This is a genomic window from Solimonas variicoloris DSM 15731, assembly GCF_000382285.1.
GTDB lineage: Bacteria > Pseudomonadota > Gammaproteobacteria > Nevskiales > Nevskiaceae > Solimonas > Solimonas variicoloris.
Genome location: NZ_KB907948.1, coordinates 22,766 through 39,176, shown reverse-complemented (window position 1 = coordinate 39,176; position 16,411 = coordinate 22,766). Strand labels below are relative to the sequence as shown.

15 protein-coding genes and 1 pseudogene are annotated in these 16,411 nt (G+C 69.8%); 5 read left to right on the top strand and 11 right to left on the bottom strand.

What is annotated here, in order from left to right; translation table 11 throughout:
• The 7 genes and pseudogenes from H149_RS0117355 to add form a co-directional block, all read right to left on the bottom strand.
• A partial coding sequence (locus H149_RS0117355) for a BMP family ABC transporter substrate-binding protein (RefSeq protein ID WP_245540548.1) occupies positions 1-326 on the bottom strand: 326 nt, incomplete at its 3' end.
• Between the two features lie 48 nt (positions 327-374).
• Positions 375-803, bottom strand: a complete 429-nt coding sequence (locus tag H149_RS24265; RefSeq protein WP_169518371.1) for an amidohydrolase family protein — start codon at positions 801-803, stop codon at positions 375-377.
• Between the two features lie 76 nt (positions 804-879).
• Positions 880-1,329 (bottom strand): annotated as a pseudogene (locus H149_RS24430) (adenosine deaminase); the annotation flags it as partial.
• A 118-nt stretch (positions 1,330-1,447) separates the two neighbouring features.
• Complete coding sequence (locus tag H149_RS0117345; protein WP_020651044.1) at positions 1,448-2,893, bottom strand: adenosine deaminase family protein; 1,446 nt, start codon at positions 2,891-2,893, stop codon at positions 1,448-1,450.
• A gap of 23 nt (positions 2,894-2,916) precedes the next feature.
• A complete protein-coding gene (locus H149_RS0117340; RefSeq protein ID WP_211213631.1) occupies positions 2,917-3,759 on the bottom strand; it encodes a 5'-methylthioadenosine/S-adenosylhomocysteine nucleosidase family protein in 843 nt (280 codons plus the stop codon).
• A 44-nt stretch (positions 3,760-3,803) separates the two neighbouring features.
• Positions 3,804-4,901, bottom strand: coding sequence for a purine-nucleoside phosphorylase (locus tag H149_RS0117335; protein ID WP_020651042.1), 1,098 nt, complete (start codon positions 4,899-4,901; stop codon positions 3,804-3,806).
• A 47-nt stretch (positions 4,902-4,948) separates the two neighbouring features.
• Entirely contained in the window at positions 4,949-5,953 is a 1,005-nt protein-coding gene (gene add, locus H149_RS0117330) for an adenosine deaminase (RefSeq protein WP_020651041.1), read from the bottom strand.
• Positions 5,954-6,177: 224 nt separating this feature from the next.
• On the opposite strand from add, the gene H149_RS0117325 reads away from it, so the two are divergent.
• The gene (locus tag H149_RS0117325; RefSeq protein WP_211213630.1) at positions 6,178-7,290 is read left to right on the top strand and encodes an isopenicillin N synthase family dioxygenase; all 1,113 of its coding nucleotides are present in this window, start codon (positions 6,178-6,180) and stop codon (positions 7,288-7,290) included.
• 159 nt (positions 7,291-7,449) lie between these two features.
• Positions 7,450-7,782: an antibiotic biosynthesis monooxygenase family protein gene (locus H149_RS0117320; protein WP_020651039.1), complete on the top strand. Its 333-nt coding sequence runs from the start codon at positions 7,450-7,452 to the stop codon at positions 7,780-7,782.
• 274 nt (positions 7,783-8,056) lie between these two features.
• On the opposite strand, the gene H149_RS0117315 is transcribed toward H149_RS0117320, so the two are convergent.
• Together H149_RS0117315 and H149_RS23460 are read right to left on the bottom strand one after the other, a co-directional pair.
• Entirely contained in the window at positions 8,057-8,869 is an 813-nt protein-coding gene (locus H149_RS0117315) for a hypothetical protein (RefSeq protein ID WP_020651038.1), read from the bottom strand.
• 3 nt (positions 8,870-8,872) lie between these two features.
• The gene (locus H149_RS23460) at positions 8,873-9,112 is read right to left on the bottom strand and encodes a hypothetical protein (RefSeq protein ID WP_154654903.1); all 240 of its coding nucleotides are present in this window, start codon (positions 9,110-9,112) and stop codon (positions 8,873-8,875) included.
• Positions 9,113-9,267: 155 nt separating this feature from the next.
• On the opposite strand from H149_RS23460, the gene H149_RS0117305 reads away from it, so the two are divergent.
• Positions 9,268-10,659, top strand: a complete 1,392-nt coding sequence (locus H149_RS0117305) for an 8-oxoguanine deaminase (RefSeq protein WP_020651036.1) — start codon at positions 9,268-9,270, stop codon at positions 10,657-10,659.
• 395 nt (positions 10,660-11,054) lie between these two features.
• Positions 11,055-11,417 (top strand): hypothetical protein, encoded by a 363-nt coding sequence (locus H149_RS0117300; RefSeq protein WP_026353273.1) that lies wholly within the window; start codon positions 11,055-11,057, stop codon positions 11,415-11,417.
• 180 nt (positions 11,418-11,597) lie between these two features.
• On the opposite strand, the gene H149_RS22415 is transcribed toward H149_RS0117300, so the two are convergent.
• Positions 11,598-12,605: a cupin domain-containing protein gene (locus H149_RS22415; RefSeq protein WP_020651034.1), complete on the bottom strand. Its 1,008-nt coding sequence runs from the start codon at positions 12,603-12,605 to the stop codon at positions 11,598-11,600.
• 67 nt (positions 12,606-12,672) lie between these two features.
• Positions 12,673-13,128 (bottom strand): Lrp/AsnC ligand binding domain-containing protein, encoded by a 456-nt coding sequence (locus H149_RS0117290; protein WP_020651033.1) that lies wholly within the window; start codon positions 13,126-13,128, stop codon positions 12,673-12,675.
• A 124-nt stretch (positions 13,129-13,252) separates the two neighbouring features.
• Between H149_RS0117290 and putA the strand changes: the two genes are divergently transcribed.
• Positions 13,253-16,363, top strand: coding sequence for a bifunctional proline dehydrogenase/L-glutamate gamma-semialdehyde dehydrogenase PutA (gene putA / locus H149_RS0117285; RefSeq protein WP_020651032.1), 3,111 nt, complete (start codon positions 13,253-13,255; stop codon positions 16,361-16,363).
• The last annotated feature ends 48 nt before the right edge of the window (positions 16,364-16,411 follow it).

Genomic DNA, 16,411 nt, shown 5'->3' with positions numbered 1-16,411 from the left:
TCCATGTAGCCGAACGAGGTGGTGAAGATCAGCTTGTTGCCGTCGGCGGCGAGCTGGCGGATGACGCGCTCGGCGTCGGCGCCCTCGGGCACGCTCTCGACGTAAGTGGTCTTGACCTGGCCGGGCAGGGTTTTTTCGAGCGCGAGGCGGCCCTGCTCGTGCGAGTAGGTCCAGCCGGCGTCACCGATCGGACCGACATAGACGAACGCGACTTTCAGCGGCTCGGCGGCGAGCGCCGGCAGCGACAGCAGACCCGCGCCGAACGCGAGCGCGGCAGCGCCGCGGCGGAGCAGCGCGCGGCGCGTGGCGGAGAGAAACATCGGCATCGTGAACTCCTGGTTTCGAGTGGGACGCCGTGCGGCGCCCGTGATGCATCAGGCCGGCATTGGCTGCGGATGCGCGGCGACGTAGGCATCGAGCCGCGCCAGGCAGGCTTCGCGTTCGGCGTCGGGCAGCCAGGCGGTGACGAAGCTGTTGCGCGCCAGCTGCACGAGCGCGGCGCGCGACAGGCCGGTGGTCTGCTGCACGCACAGCATCAGATCGCTGACGTAGAGGCTGCGCTTCATGCCCGGATCGTCGGAATTCACCGACACCAGCAGGCCTTCGTCGAGCAGGCGCCGGATCGCGCCGGCGCGATATTCCATGCGCCCGGGAATGTCGGTGTAGAACAGCGTCGGTGCCGCGGTCAGGCCGATGCGCCGCGCACGCACAGCCTCGACCAGCTTCGGATCGTCGAGCACGTTGAGGCCGTGGTCGATGCGCTCGACGCCGAGCACGTCGAGCGCCCCCCCAATGGTGGGCAACGGTGTTCGGCTGGCCGACGTCGCAATGCGTGGTCAGGCGCAGGCCCATCGCCCGCGCCTCAGCGTACACGGCAGAAAACTTCTGCGGAAAGCCGTCGACCTCGGGATTGTCGAGGCCGATGCCGATGAACTCGTCGCGCCACGGCGCGCTGTCGCGCAGCACCTGCAGCGCGTCCTCGGCCGGGCGGTCGCGCAGGAAGCACATGATGTAGCGCACCGCAAAGCCGAGCGTCTGCGCCGCTTCGAGCCGCGCCTGCGCGAGGCCGCCGAAGATCGCCGCCAGCGGCACGCCGCGTTCCAGGTGCAGCTGCGGGTCGAAGAACACCTCGGCGTAGATCACGCCCTGCGACTGCGCCCTGGCGTAGAAGGCCATCGCCAGATCGCGGAAGTCGCGCGCCGTGCGGATCGCGCCGATCAGCTCCTCGTAGATGCGGATGAAGCTCGGCAGATCGCGCGCGTCGCGCAGGCGCTGGCGCACCGCCTCGGCGTCGGCGTACGGCGTGGCGAGGCCGTTGCGCGCCGCCATCGCCAGATACAGCTCGGGCTCCATCGTGCCTTCGAGATGCACGTGCAGCTCGGCTTTCGGCAGCCCCATCACGAAGCGCCGCAGTTCGGCGCGCGCATCGGCCGGGCTCATCGGCGCCTCACTCGCGCGGCAGGCACAGCTGGTAATGCTTGCAGGTGAACGAATAGCTGACCGGCTTGACGCCGGCCAGCGCGGCGACGCCCTGCTTCTGGAACTGCGCGGCGAAGCGCGCGACGCGCGCGTCGTAGTCCTTCAGCAGCAGCTGCTTGACCGGTTCCTGCACGAACGAATACTGCAGCGAGTTGCGGCCGATCTTGACGATCTCGTCCCACGACAGATTGAACTCGCGGACCGCGACGAAGTATTCGTCGGTGAGGTTGGAGTCCCACATGCCGCGGTCGTCGGTCGACAGCGCGACCGGGATGCCGATGCGCAGGTATTCCGGGAACGGGTGCTGCTGGAAGTCCTTCACGTATTCGAGCAGCAGGTTGCTGATCAGGTTGATCTCGATCAGGTACGGGCCGTTGCGCATCAGCACCGTGGTCTCGGGATCGCTCAGCAGGTTGACGCCGTGGCCGATGCGTTCGGCGCCGAGCAGCAGCGTGTCGCGGATATGGAAGTTCGGTTCGTCGACTTCGCCGGCGTGGATCGACAGGTGAATGTCCGGATAGTGCTTGCGCAGCTCGCGCAGCGTCGGCAGGAAGCGCAGCGGATAGCCCTTGTCGTTGTCCTCGCGGCCGACCATGTTGATGCCGACGTAGAGGTCGCGGTGCCGGTCGGTGAAGGCGTACAGCGTCTTCAGGTACTGCTCGGCGTTCGGCGCGAAGCGCAGGATCGAGCTCTGGAAGCGCACGGTGACGCCGGTCGCCTTGGCGTCCGGCGCGGCGAGGCGGCGGCGCAGGATGTCCGCGGTCTGCTCCGGCGGCAGCGTGCTGCCGTCGGGCCCGAGGAAGCCGAAGGCGCCGTCCTGCGTTTCCAGATAGGCGAGCCCTTCCTTGCCGAAGGCCTTCATGTTCTGGAACAGGATCTCGGCCGTCACGTACGGGTTGCGGTCGAGATCGCCGAGACGCTCCCAGTGCGTGCTGAAGAACTCGTCGCGGCCTTCGTACGGGCGGTCGAGACGGATGCTGTTGAGCCAGCCGTCCTTCTCGCGGGCGTCGAGCGCCTTCAGCGGCTTGTATTCGGACTTGCGGCAGTCGTCGAGCCGGGCGTAGCTCGACTGCTGGAGGGTGTGGAACAGCAGGTAGTACGGCTGGCCGCCGTACTCGTTGCTGCTGCCGTACTCGACGCAGTTGTTGATGCGGACTTTCGTGTAGTACGTGTAGCCGTCCTTTTCCGACGCCAGCGCCGCGTCCCACCACCATTCCGACCGGCCGGCGCCCGACAGGTGGTTGTGCAGGTCGCCGCCCTTGGGCAGTGCATAGAGGAAGCGGTACAGCTGCTCCGGCGTCGCACTGGCCTTGAACGATTCGAACCAGGTGCCGTCGTCGGTATCGGCGGCGCGGACGGTCGTGGCAGCCAGCAGCAGGCTGGCGGCGAGGAGAGAGGTGGCGAGGCGGTGCATGGCGTTCGGTTCCGGTTCCGGCTTTACAGGTACTTGAGCAGGTGCAGGCTGAAATAGGCGGCCTGCTTCGCGGCGATCGGGCCGAGGCGCAGGTAGTCGTCGTTCGGCGCTTCCTGTGCAACATTGCTGCCAGCGCGGACCACGATGTACGGCACGCCGAGAATCTGCAGCGTGTGCGCCAGCGGCGCCGACTCCATTTCCATGATGTCGGTGTGGAAGTCCTGGCGCAGGTGCCCGATGCGCGTTTCGGTGACGCCGAACAGGTCGGACGAGGACACCACGCCGCGGCGCACCTTGACCTCGTAGGTCGAGCCGTTGGCGGTGACCTGCGGGCTCCGGTAGGTCTTCATCGCCTCGTCGGCGCGCGCCAGCAGCGACGGCGACGGCGAGAAGTCATTGGCGATCTCCTGGCCGTCATCCGGGCCGTTGAACGGACGGTAGACCATGTCCTGGCGCGTCAGGCTGCCGTAGTCGTGCTCGTTCATGTGCGCGGCGACGATCACGTCGCCGGTACGCAGCGACGCGTTGATGCGCGCGCCGGTGCCGCTCATCAGCACCAGGCGCGGCTTGAACTGGCTGACGAACAGCGTCGTCGTCATGCCGGTCGAGGTCTTGCCGATGCCGGTGATCGCGACCACGACCGGCTTGCCGTCGATATGGCCCTGCCAGTACGGAATGCCCCAGAGGTCTTTTTTCTGCGCGTCCTTCATCGCCTCGACGAACGGCGGGATTTCCTGCGGCACGGCGCCGAGCACGACGATGGTGTCGGTCGGCGTGTAGTGCAGCGGCGCGTCCGGCGCATCGAGGGCTTTGGCCGCGCCGCTCGCCAGCAGCGCGGCGGCGGCGAGCATCTTCAGCAGTTTCATCGGCATCGTTCCTGTGTCGTGAGAGAGGGAAGAATCGGGCCCGCTCATTCGGGCCGATGCTCGCGGTACTGGTCCCAGCCGCCGAGCAGCTTCTGCACGACGATGTTGCCGACCTGATAGGCCGCCTCGATCGCCGGGCGGCCGCCTTCCGGATACTCGGCGGTCGTGCTCCAGGCCGCGTCCTTGCCGGGCGGCTGCTCGCTGTAGTTGCTGGCGGTGCGCAGCACCAGCACGCGGTCGAGATCGACGCGCTGCACGCGCGACAGGCGGCGCAGCGCGGTCAGCGTGCCGCTGTCCTCCATCGCCGACATCATGAAGTTGGCGTCCGGCCCGGCCTGCAGCTTCATCCAGTCGTTGGCCCACTTCGTCATCAGGTCGCCGTGGAAGTAGGTGCTCGACGACATGGTGTCGCCGATCGTCACGAACGGCGGCTTGACCGCGTTCGGCAGGCCGGCGAACTGCTGGCGGAACGCGGCGATGCCTTCGCTGTCGGCGACCGGGTGGTCCTTGGTCAGCGCGTAGGCCCACTCGGCGAGCTTGGCGTTGAGCGGGAAATGGATGGTGTCGACGCTCCAGCCGTCGGCCTTGTCGTTCGGCTTCTTGGCGCCGAGCGGCAGCAGGCCGTACGGCCAGTCCTTGGGGATTTCGCGCGCGTCGATCTCGTACAGCAGGTCGCCGTCGACGACGTGTTTGGCCCAGGCCGCGGTGCCGAGCGAGACGTCTTCCGGATCGCCGCCGGCGATACCGGCGATCAGCCAGTAGGCGTGCGTGAGATCGAAGCGCGGATCGGTGCCGAGCGCCATGATCGAGGTCGCGGCGTTGGTGATGCCGCCGCCGGTGCAGATCGCCAGCACGCCGTCATCGTTCATGCGCAGCTCGTACTCGCCCATCGGGAAGGCGAACGTGCGGTCGAGCTTCAGGCGCTCGACCCAGAGCTGGAATTCGCCCGGCGCGTCGCCGGTGATCGCGCCGGTCTCGAACATGCTGACGACGACGACCTTGACCGGAATCGGCTGCGGCGCGACGGCGGTCTCGGCGACCGGCGCGGGCGGCGGCGCGCCCTTCGAGCAGGCGGCCAGCAGGGCGAGGCCGGCGAGCGGCGCCAGCAGCGCGCGGCCGGTACGGAGGAAAGCATGGGTCATGGGGATGGGGTCCTTCTGGTCTGTTATGACGGTCGAGCGGCGACGACTCAGGCGGCCTGCCGCAGGTACTGTTCCAGCGTGTCGAGGTACTGCGCGCGGCGCGCGTCCGGCAGCCAGGCGACCGCGAAGGCATTGCGCGTCAGCTGCGCGAGCTCGTCGCGCGTCATGCCGTCGTCGGCCAGCGCCTGCAGGTTCTCGTTCATGTAGGCGCGGAAGTAGGCCGGATCGTCGGAGTTGACCGTTGCGCGCATGCCGAGCTCCAGCATGCGGCGGATTTCCGCCGTCGTTAGGTTCTGCACGACGAAGCGGTTCGACACCGGGCACACCGTCAGGCCGAGGCCGCGCCGCGCGACTTCCTGGTACAGCACCGGTTTGTCGAGCGTGTTGATGCCGTGGTCGATGCGGTCGACGACGATCTCGTCGAGCACCTGGCGGATGTGCTCGTGCGTATTCAGCTGGTGCACGTCGCAGTGCATCGTCAGCTTGTAGCCGTTCTCGCGCGCCAGCCTGAAGACCTCGGCGAACTTGCGCGGCGGGTTGTGCTTCTCGTCGGAGTCGAGGCCGACACCGACGATCCAGTCCTTGAACGGCAGCGAGGCGAGCAGCGTTTCCATCGCCGACTCGGCGCTCATGTCGCGCAGGAAGCACAGGATCAGCTGCGATTCGATGCCGAGTTCGGCGCGCGCCGCTTCCTGGGCCTTGTGGATGCCGGTGATGACGGTCGCGAACGGCACGCCGCGGCTGGTGTGCGCCTGCGGATCGAAGAACGGCTCGCAGTACAGCACGTTCTGTTCGCGCGCCTTCTTCAGATAGGCATAGGTCAGCTCGAAGAAATCCTGCTCGGTGACCAGCACTTCCATGGCCTTGTAATAGATGGCGAGGAAGGACGGCAGGTCGTGGAAGTCGTAGGCGGCGACCAGCGCTTCGGGCGTGTCGTAGTCGAGCTTGACGCCGTTGCGCGTGGCGAGCGCGAAGCTCAATTCGGGTTCGAGCGTGCCTTCGAGGTGCACGTGGAGTTCGGCTTTGGGCAGCTGGGCAATGAAGTCGGACATGCGCGGGTTCCGGACGTGTCGGATGAACGAAAAGGGCCGTCGGCGGGCGGCGGACGCCGGCCGGCGGGTGGGCACTCGCGGACTCCGCTGCGGCGGCCGCCAAAACGGCAGGCCAATTGCATAGCGAACCGGGGCCGGCAAAAGTGCATGCAATCCATAGCAAGGATTGTGCACAACCGGCCGGGAGCCCGAATTCAGCAGCCGCGAGCGCGGCGGAGGACCTTGTGACGAAGCACGATGAACCGTCGGTGAAAGGGCCGGCGCGCCCCTTTGCGGTGCCTGTGGTCGATATCACGCCATACGTGGCCCAGAGCGGTGCAAGCACCGAGCCGATCGCGCGCGCCCGTGTCGCCGCCGAACTCGGCATGGCCTGCCGCGAGGTCGGCTTCGTGCAGATCCGCGGCCACGGCATCGCGCCGGCGGTGCTCGCCGGGCTGGCCGGCGCGATCGACGCCTACTTCGGCCAGCCGCTCGAAACCAAGCGCCGCGACTGCGCGCCGCCGCAGATCAACCGCGGCTATGCGCCGCCGCAGAGCGAGTCGCTGAGCCTGTCGCTCGGTCTCGAATCGGCGTCGCGGCTCAACGACTACTTCGAGGCCTTCAACGTCGGCACCGCCGCCGCCGAGTTTCCGCAGCTGGCGCTGCCGGCCGAGGTCTACGCCGAAAACCTCTGGCCGCAGAGTGGCGCGGGCTTCGACGGTGCGCGCTTCCGGGCCGCGGTCTCGGCCTATTTCAGCGAGGCCGGCCGCGTCGCGCGCACCCTGTGCCGCATCTTCGCCGACGCCCTGCACGTGCCGCCGGACACCTTCGCCGCGGTCACCGACCACTCGGTCGACGTGCTGCGCATGATCAACTACGCGCTGCCGGAAGGGCTCGACGTGCAGGACGAGACGCCGACCGGCATGGGCGCGCACACCGATTACGGCATCGTCACCGTGCTCTGGGCTGATCCGGTGCCGGGCCTGCAGGTGCTCGGCGGCGACGGCGTCTGGCACGACGTGATGCCGGCGCCAGGCGCGCTGCTCGTCAATCTCGGCGATCTCACCGCGCGCTGGACCAACGACCGCTGGCGCTCGACGCTGCATCGTGTGCGACCGCCGGTCGTCGACGGCAAGGTGCAGCGCCGCCGCTCGGCCGCCTACTTCCACGACGGCAATTTCGATGCGCTGATCCGGACGCTGCCGTCCTGCGTCGGTGCCGACGGCAGCGCCTATCCGCCGATCACGATCGGCGCGCACCTGGCCGCCAAGCTCGCCGGCTCGCGTGCCGGCATCGCCAACTCCGCCGCCGGCGAGGAGGCCGGGCGCGTGCTGGCGGCCGAGCAGGTGGAGAGCTGAAGCGCATGCGCGGCATGCAGTGGCGGCTTGATGGGCAAGGCGCCGGTTCGCTGCCGGGATTGTGGCCGGACGCCTGTTACCTTTCGTTTCTTTACAGGCGGAGGAACGCCATGGTCGACTGGGCGCCGGAGCAGACAGTCGTCCATCGAGGAAGAATCCATGAGCATTGCCGACACACCTCCGGCACCGTACTACGCCGTCATCTTCACCTCGCTGCGCACTGAGGGCGATAACGGTTATGCCGCGATGGCCGATGCCATGGTCGCGCTCGCCGCGCAACAGCCCGGCTTCCTGGGCGTGGAGTCGGCCCGCGAGGGGCTCGGCATCACGGTGTCCTACTGGGACAGCTTGCAGTCCATCGCCGCCTGGAAGAAAAACACCGCGCATCTGCAGGCGCAGCAGCGCGGCAGGAAGGACTGGTACGAGGCCTACCACGCGCGCATCTGCCGCGTGGAGCGGGACTACAGTTTCGGCAAGGACGCAGGGCGCTGAGCCTGCTTCGTCGCGCGAAAGGCGCGACGGCGGACGCCGGCCATGTCGCCGGCCGGCGATTCCCCGCGCCGCGCGTGCGGGCCCGGACGCGAACGGCTGGGCGGGCGATGCGCGCCGAAATCGCCTGCCGTTCCGGCGCGACGCCGGGCTCGGCACGTCCGGCGACGTCCGTCGCGCTCGGCATGCGCGGACCGGCGGACGCGCATCGCCGGGATCGCCACAGGCGTCGGCGCCGGATCGCCGGATTCGCGGCAGGCCGGTGGCCGCCGCGGCTTCAGCCGTCGCCCGTGCCGGGCGCGTCGAGGAAATCGAGCAGCGTGTCTGGCATGCCGGCGATCGCTTGCGGCGGCGGGGCGTCGGCGCGCAGCCGCAGGTACAGCGCGGCGCACGCGGCGAGCGCCGCGCGCACGGTGGCGGCGTCGTAAGCGGCGACGGTCGGCAGCAGCGCTTCGCGCAGCGCCGGCACGAAATCGAGATGGCGGACGCCGCGCTGCCGCTCGCCGGCGTGGCGGCGCAGCAGCGGGCCGAGCACCTGCTCGCGCAGATGCGCGAGCATGCCGAGCGCCTCGAACAGCTCGCCGCGGTGCAGCTTGCTCGCACCGTAGTGCAGCCAGATCCAGACGCGGTCCTCGAACCACTGCGGATCGCGCTCCGGCCAGTGCACGCGGGCGGCGCGCAGTGTCGCGGCGAGCGCCGCCGGATCGCGCGCCCACAGCACGGCCGGCGTTTCGACCAGCGCGTCGAGCATCGGCGCGGTGACGAACTTCAGATCGACGTGCAGCAGCGGCGGACCATAGAGGCAGATCAGCAGGCGCGGCTCGCCGACGTGCTCGCCGGTGAAGGCGCTGAGCAGCGGACCGGCGCGGCCGGCGATCGCGCGGCGCTCGGTCATCACCGCCGGATAGTCCGCGTCGCGCACGACGACGACGAGGTCGAGGTCGGAATGCGCGTCGAGCGTGCCGTGCGCGAGCGAGCCGCCGCCGAGCGCGGCCTCGAGGCGCGGATCGGCTTGCAGGGTGGCGAGCAGCGTCTGCAGGGTCTGCGCGTGCAGCGGCGGCAGCGCGGCGAGGTCGTCGGCTGCGGACATGGCTCAGCGCGCCTCGCGGCTCAGGCGCGTCATCAGCAGCGCCGCCTGCCCGGCGTCGACGCTGGCGACCATGGTCCGCTCGGCGGCCGACAGCGCGGCGAAGGCCGGCGCGGTCGCGGCGAGCGACAGGCAGAAGAGCGACAGCAGGAACGTGCGAGGCATGGCGGCAAGCGGCAGACGTGTGGGGGAGAGCCACGACTTTACGGCAGCGTGCGCGACGCTGTCGCGCAGCGCGAACGACACGCGGCGCACGATCGTGTCTTGCGCCGCGCTGCCCGGCGGCCTTGCGGCAAGTCTTGCGCCGGTACGCCGTGTCGCGGCGCGCCGGCCGGCCGCGGCGCCGAGGGGGCGCGCGTGCGACATTTACCTTTGAACGATGGTTCTGACGGAGTTGAATCTTGACGAAGTTGCTGCTGACGGGCGCCGATGTGCTCGTGACCCATGACGATGACGGCCGCGAGATCCGCGACGGCGCGGTTTTCCTGCGCGACGGCTGGATCGAGCAGATCGGCACGCGCCGCGAGCTCGATGCCTGGATCGCCGAGGCGCCGGCCGAGCGCACGCCGGATCGTCGCTTCGATCTGGCCGGCTGCGTGCTGATGCCGGGCCTGATCAACGGCCATCATCATCTCTACCAGACGCTGACGCGCAGCGTCGGCACCGCCGGCGGCCTGGTGCTGTTCGACTGGCTCAAGAAGCTTTATCCGATCTGGGGGCGCATGGACCCGGAGGCGGTCTATCTGAGCGCCAAGCTTGGCCTTTGCGAGCTGCTGCTGTCGGGCGCGACGACCGTCGCCGATCACCTCTACATGTTTCCCAACGGCGCGCGGCTCGACGACGAGATCCGCGCCGCCGCCGAACTCGGCGTGCGCTTCCACCCGACGCGCGGCTCGATGAGCGTCGGCGAGAGCCGCGGCGGTCTGCCGCCGGACCGGCTGGTCGAGGACGAGGACGCGATCCTCGCCGACTGCGAACGCGTGATCGACCGCTTCCACGATCCGGCGCCGGGTTCGATGCTGCGTATCGGCCTGGCGCCGTGCTCGCCGTTCTCGGTCAGCGGCGAGCTGATGCGCGAGAGCGCGCGCCTGGCGCGCCGCCATCGCCACGTGCGCCTGCACACGCACCTCGGCGAGACGATCGACGAGGACCGCTACTGCCTGGAGAAATTCGGCATGCGCCCGGTCGACTACGCCGAATCGGTCGAGTGGCTCGGCGACGACGTCTGGTTCGCGCACATGGTCCATCCCAGCGACGGCGACATCGCCAGGATGGCGCACACCTGCAGCGGCGTCTGCCACTGCCCGAGCAGCAACATGATCCTGGCGTCCGGCATCGCGCCGATCCGGCAGATGGTCGACGCCGGCGTGCGCGTCGGCCTCGGCGTCGACGGCTCGGCGAGCAACGACGGCAATCACCTGCTCGGCGAGGCGCGCCAGACGATGCTGCTGCAGCGCGTCGGCTGGCCCGGCTTCGAGTCGCGCGCCGACCGCATGTCGGCACGCGAGGCGCTGCGCCTGGCGACGCGCGGCGGCGCTTCGATCCTCGGCCGCGACGAACTCGGCAGCCTCGAAGCCGGCAAGGCCGCGGACCTCGTCGCGTTCCGCGTCGACGGCCTGCAGCATGCCGGCGGCCAGTCGGACCCGGTCGCCTCACTGCTGACCTGCGCGCCGGCGAGCGCCTGGCTGTCGGTCATCAACGGCCGCGTCGTCGTCGAGGACGGCCGGATCGTCGGCGTCGATCTGCGCGATCTGGTCGCGCGCCACAACCGCGCCGCGGCGAAGCTGCTGTGAGCATAGCGGGACTACCGTTGCCGCGGCGGTTTCCAGCAGACGTCGAACACCCGCCACCGAAGGGACATTGGCAGTAGCTGTCGCCAAGGATTCCCGTTCATCCATCGTCGTTGCGAGGCGCGTAGGCGACGAAGCAGGCCAATGGCGTATGCCGCCAGTGGCGTCTCTGGATCGCTACGGCTACTGACGCGGCCTCGCGATGACGGGGTCATTCATTTCCTGAGCGGCCGTGGCGTATGGATTTCTACGCACTGCCGCTGCAGCGGTTGATCTCAATGCCGATGAAATTGCTCTCATATTCGGCGTTCGGACATACTCAGCCGCGATGGGTCATTGCCAATACAGTGGCGGCGTAAGCCCCGACTCTGGGCGTTCTGAACTGCGTTGAGGGGCACATGCTGAAAAATCTGCTGGTACTGTTGCTTGCCTTATCGTTGATTGGATGCACCACGATGCGGGCCGTCGATACGGCGGCGCCACGTGCAATACAAGACAATGTTGATGTGGGGGACATTGTTCGTGTCGCGCTTACGTCTGGCCCCGTTTACGAGCTCACGGTTAAGCAGGTCACACCGACGTTCTTGGTCGGTGTAGACCGTGATGGAAAGTCTTGGAAGGTGACTGCTGCGCAGATCAAAGACCTGAGCGTCAAAAAGACGAGCGGGCTCAAAACCACGGGGCTGGTGTTTGTTCTCGGCATACTCGCGGCCGTGGGCTTGGCAGTTTTTGGCGCGTACACGCTCACGCACTCGAACTGACTTGTTCCCGTTGCCAAGGCTGTCTGAATGGAGTGCGAACACATACGCGCTGCGGTTGCAGACGGCGTGCTTCGCATCTGAAACGAAAGCCCGCCGTCGATTGACGCCACGACCGTGCCGCGGCGCAGTTGCTGGACTGAAGTCTTCGACGCGCGGCCGAAGCGGCCGGGCCGGAACGCGCTACTCGACGCGCACGTAGTCGTCGGGACTGAACGCGGGCAGCGTCACGGCGTAGAAGTCGAGGCCTTCCGGCGCGCTCGCGTTCAGCGCGTGCTTCACGCCGGGCTTCATGACGACGACGCTGCCGGCCGCGACCGGCGAGTGCCGGCCGTCGAGCTCGACCGTGCCGCGGCCGGAGACGATCAGGAAGAATTCCTCGCCGACGCGGTTGTAGCTGCGCCCGGTGCCGGTGCCCGGCGCCAGCGTGAAGCGCGCGACGCTGTAGTCGGCGCTGCGCGCGTGCGCCTGCCGGCCGATCAGCTCGCGCAGCGTCACGCCGGGCGCGATTTCGATCACCGTCACGTCTGCCGGCGCGAACACGGTCGGCGACGGCACCGGCGCGGCGGCGCTCGCGGCCGCTGGCGGCGCCGCGGCGAACGCGGCGCGCGTCAGCGCGGCGATGCGCGAGGCGTGCGCCGGATAGGCGCGCCGCAGCGCGTCGCGGTAGCCGGGCTCGTAGTCCGCGTAGTCGAAGCCGGGCGCCAGCGAGCAGCCGAACAGCGTGTACGCGTCCGCCGCGTCGCGCTGCGGCCGCGCGCCCATCCAGGTGCCGGCCGGCACCGTGTACTGCGGCCGCTGTCCGCCGAGCACGTCCGGGCCCATGACGACGAGCTCGCTCGTGCCGTCGGCGCGCAGCAGCAGCAGTTCGAGCGGATCACCGGCGTACCAGTGCCAGGTCTCGTCGATGCGCAGCCGGTGCAGCGCCGAGAAGTCGCGGCGTGTCACCAGCGCGTAAATCGAGCTGCCGAGATCGCGCGTCGCCGCGCCGTAGCGTTCCGGCAGCGCCGCGCCGGGCAGCCGCACCGCGGAGCGCCAGCCGGGCGCGAACCACGCGCCCTCGTTCGGGATCTTTTCCATCTTCAGTTTGGCGATCAGTGCGTCGGCGGTCATGGTCGTTTCGGTCGCGAAGGCGGCGCCGGACAGGGCGAGGCAGAGCAGGGCCGCGTACAGGGTGGAGAAGGCGCGCATGGCGTGGGCGAGTCGGTGGGCGATGCGCCGGGACGGCAAGTTTCGCGCCAGCGCCGGTCGCGCGGCTTCAGATCGGCAGCGCCACCGTCGATTTGACTTCCTCCAGCACCGCGTAGGTGCGCGTCTCGCGCACGCCGGGCATGTTGACGAGCGTGGCGCCGAGGAAATCGCGGTAGGCGGCCATATCCTGCACGCGCGCCTTGATGAGGTAGTCGAAGCCGCCGGCGACCATGTGGCATTCGAGGATTTCCGGCGTGCTGCGGACCGCGGCGGCAAAGGCTTCGAAGACGTCGCCGGTCGTGCGGTCGAGCAGGATCTCGACGAAGATCAGCAGCGCGCGTTCGAGTTTTTCCGGATCGAGCAGGGCGGTGAAGCCGGTGATGTAGCCGCGCTCGCGCAGGCGCTTGAAGCGCTCGTGGCAGGCGGCCGGCGACAGATTGCAGCGCTGCGCGAGGTCCTGGTTGGTGATGCGCCCGTCGCTTTGCAGCGCGCGCAGCAGGCGGCGGTCGGTTTCGTCGATCATGGCCGAATCATCGCTTGGGGATGGCGGCGATCTTTATATTCGTCTTCGGTAAGAGCCGTCAAAATGCCAAGCACATTCGGCCATGCCGTGAATACGATGTGGATTCTTCATTGAATCAGAAGCCATGTCGCCGTCCGTGCCCCTGTCCGCCGAACTGGCCGCCGCGAGAAGCCGCCTGCCGGGCCTTTATCGCCGTGCCGAACCCGAGCTGCTCGCCGAGCTGCTGCCGGCCGCGCGCCTGAGCGCCGAGGCGGCGGCGCGTGTCCGTAGCGAGGCCGGCGCGTTGCTCGCCGCGCTGCGCGATCCGCGCCACGGCGGCTGGATCGACCGCCTCCTGCAGCAATACCCGTTGAACACCGACGAGGGCGTCGCGCTGCTGGCGCTGGCCGAGGCCTATCTGCGCGTGCCGGACGCGGCGACCGCCGACGCGCTGATCCGCGACAAGCTGGCCGGCGGCGACTGGGCCGCGCAGCGCGGCGCGTCGGATTCGTTCCTCGTCAATCGCGCGACCGACGCGCTGGCGACGGCGCGGGCGCTGCTCGGCGACGGTCCGCAGGCGGGCGCGCTGCGGCGCGCCGTCGCGCGGCTCGGCGAGCCGGCGGTGCGGCAGGGCGTCGCCGTGGCGATGAAGATCATGGGCGAGCAGTTCGTGCTCGGCCGCGACATCGGCGAGGCGCTGCGCACGGCGCGGCGCAAGGACCACGCGCGCTTTCGCTACTCGTTCGACATGCTCGGCGAGGCGGCGCGCACGCGCGACGACGCGCAGCGCTACTTCGAGGCCTACCGGCGCGCGATCGACGCCGTCGGCGCCGCCGCGCACGCGGATCGCGCGCCGACCGCGCGCGACAGCGTGTCGGTGAAGCTGTCGGCGCTGCACTGCCGGTACGAGGTTTTCCATGCCGCCGAGGCGGTGCCGGAACTGACGGCCAGGGTCGTCGAACTGGCGCGTGCGGCATCGGCGCACGGCATCGGCCTGACGATCGACGCCGAGGAGAGCGAGCGCCTGGAAATGTCGCTCGACATCGTCGCCGGCGTCGCCGCCGATGCCGCGCTCGCCGGCTGGGACGGCCTCGGCCTGGCGGTGCAGGCCTACCAGCGCCGCGCCAGCGCGGTGATCGCCTGGGCCGACGCGCTCGGCGCGGCGACGCGGCGCCGGCTCACCGTGCGCCTCGTCAAGGGCGCGTACTGGGACAGCGAGATCAAGCGCGCGCAGGAGCGCGGCCTGGTCGATTACCCGCTGTTCACGCGCAAGGCGGCGACCGACGTCAGCTATCTGGCCTGCGCGCGCGCGATGCTGGCCTCGCCGAACCTTTATCCGGCGTTCGCCACGCACAATGCGCTGAGCGTGGCGACCATTCTCGAATGGGCCGGCGCGCGCCGCGACTTCGAATTCCAGCGCCTGCACGGCATGGGCGTCGGACTCTACGAAGCGCTGATCGACGCGCGCGGCTACGCGGCGCGCGTCTACGCGCCGGTCGGCGGCCATCGCGAACTGCTGGCCTACCTCGTGCGCCGCCTGCTCGAGAACGGCGCCAACACCAGCTTCGTGCATCAGATCGCCGACCGTCGCCTCGACGACGACCGGCTGCTCGCCGATCCGGTCGCCGCCGTCGAGGCGGCGCAGCTCCAGTCCAATCCCGGGATTCCCATGCCCCTGCAGATCTTCGGCGCCCGCCGCAATTCGTCCGGACTCGATCTGTCCGACGCCGCCACGCTCGACGCGCTGCAGGCGGCGATGCGCGCGGCCTGGGCGCGGCCGTGGCGCGCAGCACCGTGGATCGGTGCGGCGCTGCGCAACGGCGCCGCGCAGCAGCTGCTCGATCCGGCCGACAGCGCGCGCGTCGTCGGCGAAGTGGTGGCGGCGACGCCGGCCGACGTCGCCGACGCCGTCGTCCTGGCGGCGCGCGCGCAGCCGGCCTGGGATGCGACGCCGGTCGAGACGCGCGCGGCCTGCCTCGAACGCCTGGCGGACCTGCTCGAAGGCGAGCGCGAGACGCTGATGGCGCTCGCCGTGCGCGAGGCCGGCAAGAGCGTCGCGGACGCGCTCGCCGAGGTGCGCGAGGCGGTCGATTTCTGTCGCTACTACGCGCAGCAGGCGCGCGCGCAGTTCGCGCCGCAGGCGCTGCCGGGGCCGACCGGCGAGCGCAACGAGCTGCGTCTGGCCGGACGCGGCGTGTTCGCCTGCATCAGCCCGTGGAATTTTCCGCTGGCGATCTTCATCGGTCAGGTCGCCGCGGCGCTGGTCGCCGGCAACACGGTCGTCGCCAAGCCGGCGCCGCAGACGCCGCTGATCGCCGCGGAAGCCGTGCGCCTGCTGCGCGAGGCCGGCGTGCCGGCCGATGCGATCCATCTCGTGCCGGGCGGCCCGGAGGTCGGCGCGGCGCTGGTCGCCGAGCGCCGTGTCGCCGGCGTCGCCTTCACCGGCTCGACCGCGACCGCGCGCCGCATCGCGCGCACGCTGCTCGACGACGAGACGCGGCCGCTGGTGCCGCTGATCGCCGAGACCGGTGGCCTCAACGCGATGTTCGTCGACTCCACCGCGCTGCCCGAGCAGGTCGTCGCCGACGTGCTGGTGTCGGCGTTCCAGAGCGCCGGCCAGCGCTGCTCGGCACTGCGCCTGCTGTGCCTGCAGGACGACATCGCCGACACCGTGCTCGACATGCTGCGTGGGGCGATGGCGGCGCTGGCGATCGGCGATCCGGCGCAGCCGGCGACCGACGTCGGGCCGGTGATCGACGCTGCCGCGCAGGCGCGCCTGCTCGCGCATCTCGACGCGCAGCGCGAACGCATCGTCGCGCAGTGCGCGCTGCCGGCCGGCTGCGAGCGCGGCCATTTCGTGCCGCCGACGGTGATCCGACTCGACGCGGTCGAGGATCTGCGCGACGAGGTGTTCGGCCCGGTGCTGCACGTGGTGCGCTGGAAGGCCGGCGAACTCGCGCAGACGGTCGAGCGCGTCAACGCCAGCGGCTACGGCCTGACGATGGGGCTGCACAGCCGCCGCGCGGGCGCGCTCGACGAGGTCCGCGCCCGGGCGCGGGTCGGCAACCTGTACGTGAACCGCACGATGATCGGCGCCGTGGTCGGCAGCCAGCCGTTCGGCGGCGAGGGCCTGTCCGGCACCGGGCCGAAAGCCGGCGGTCCGCACTACCTGCTGCGCTTCGCGACCGAGCGCACGCTGTCGGTCGACACGACCTCGGCCGGCGGCAACGCCTCGCTGCTGAGCCTCGACGCGTGAGCGCCGGAGCGCATACCCTGCGCGCTCGGGGTCCGATAACAAGAACGA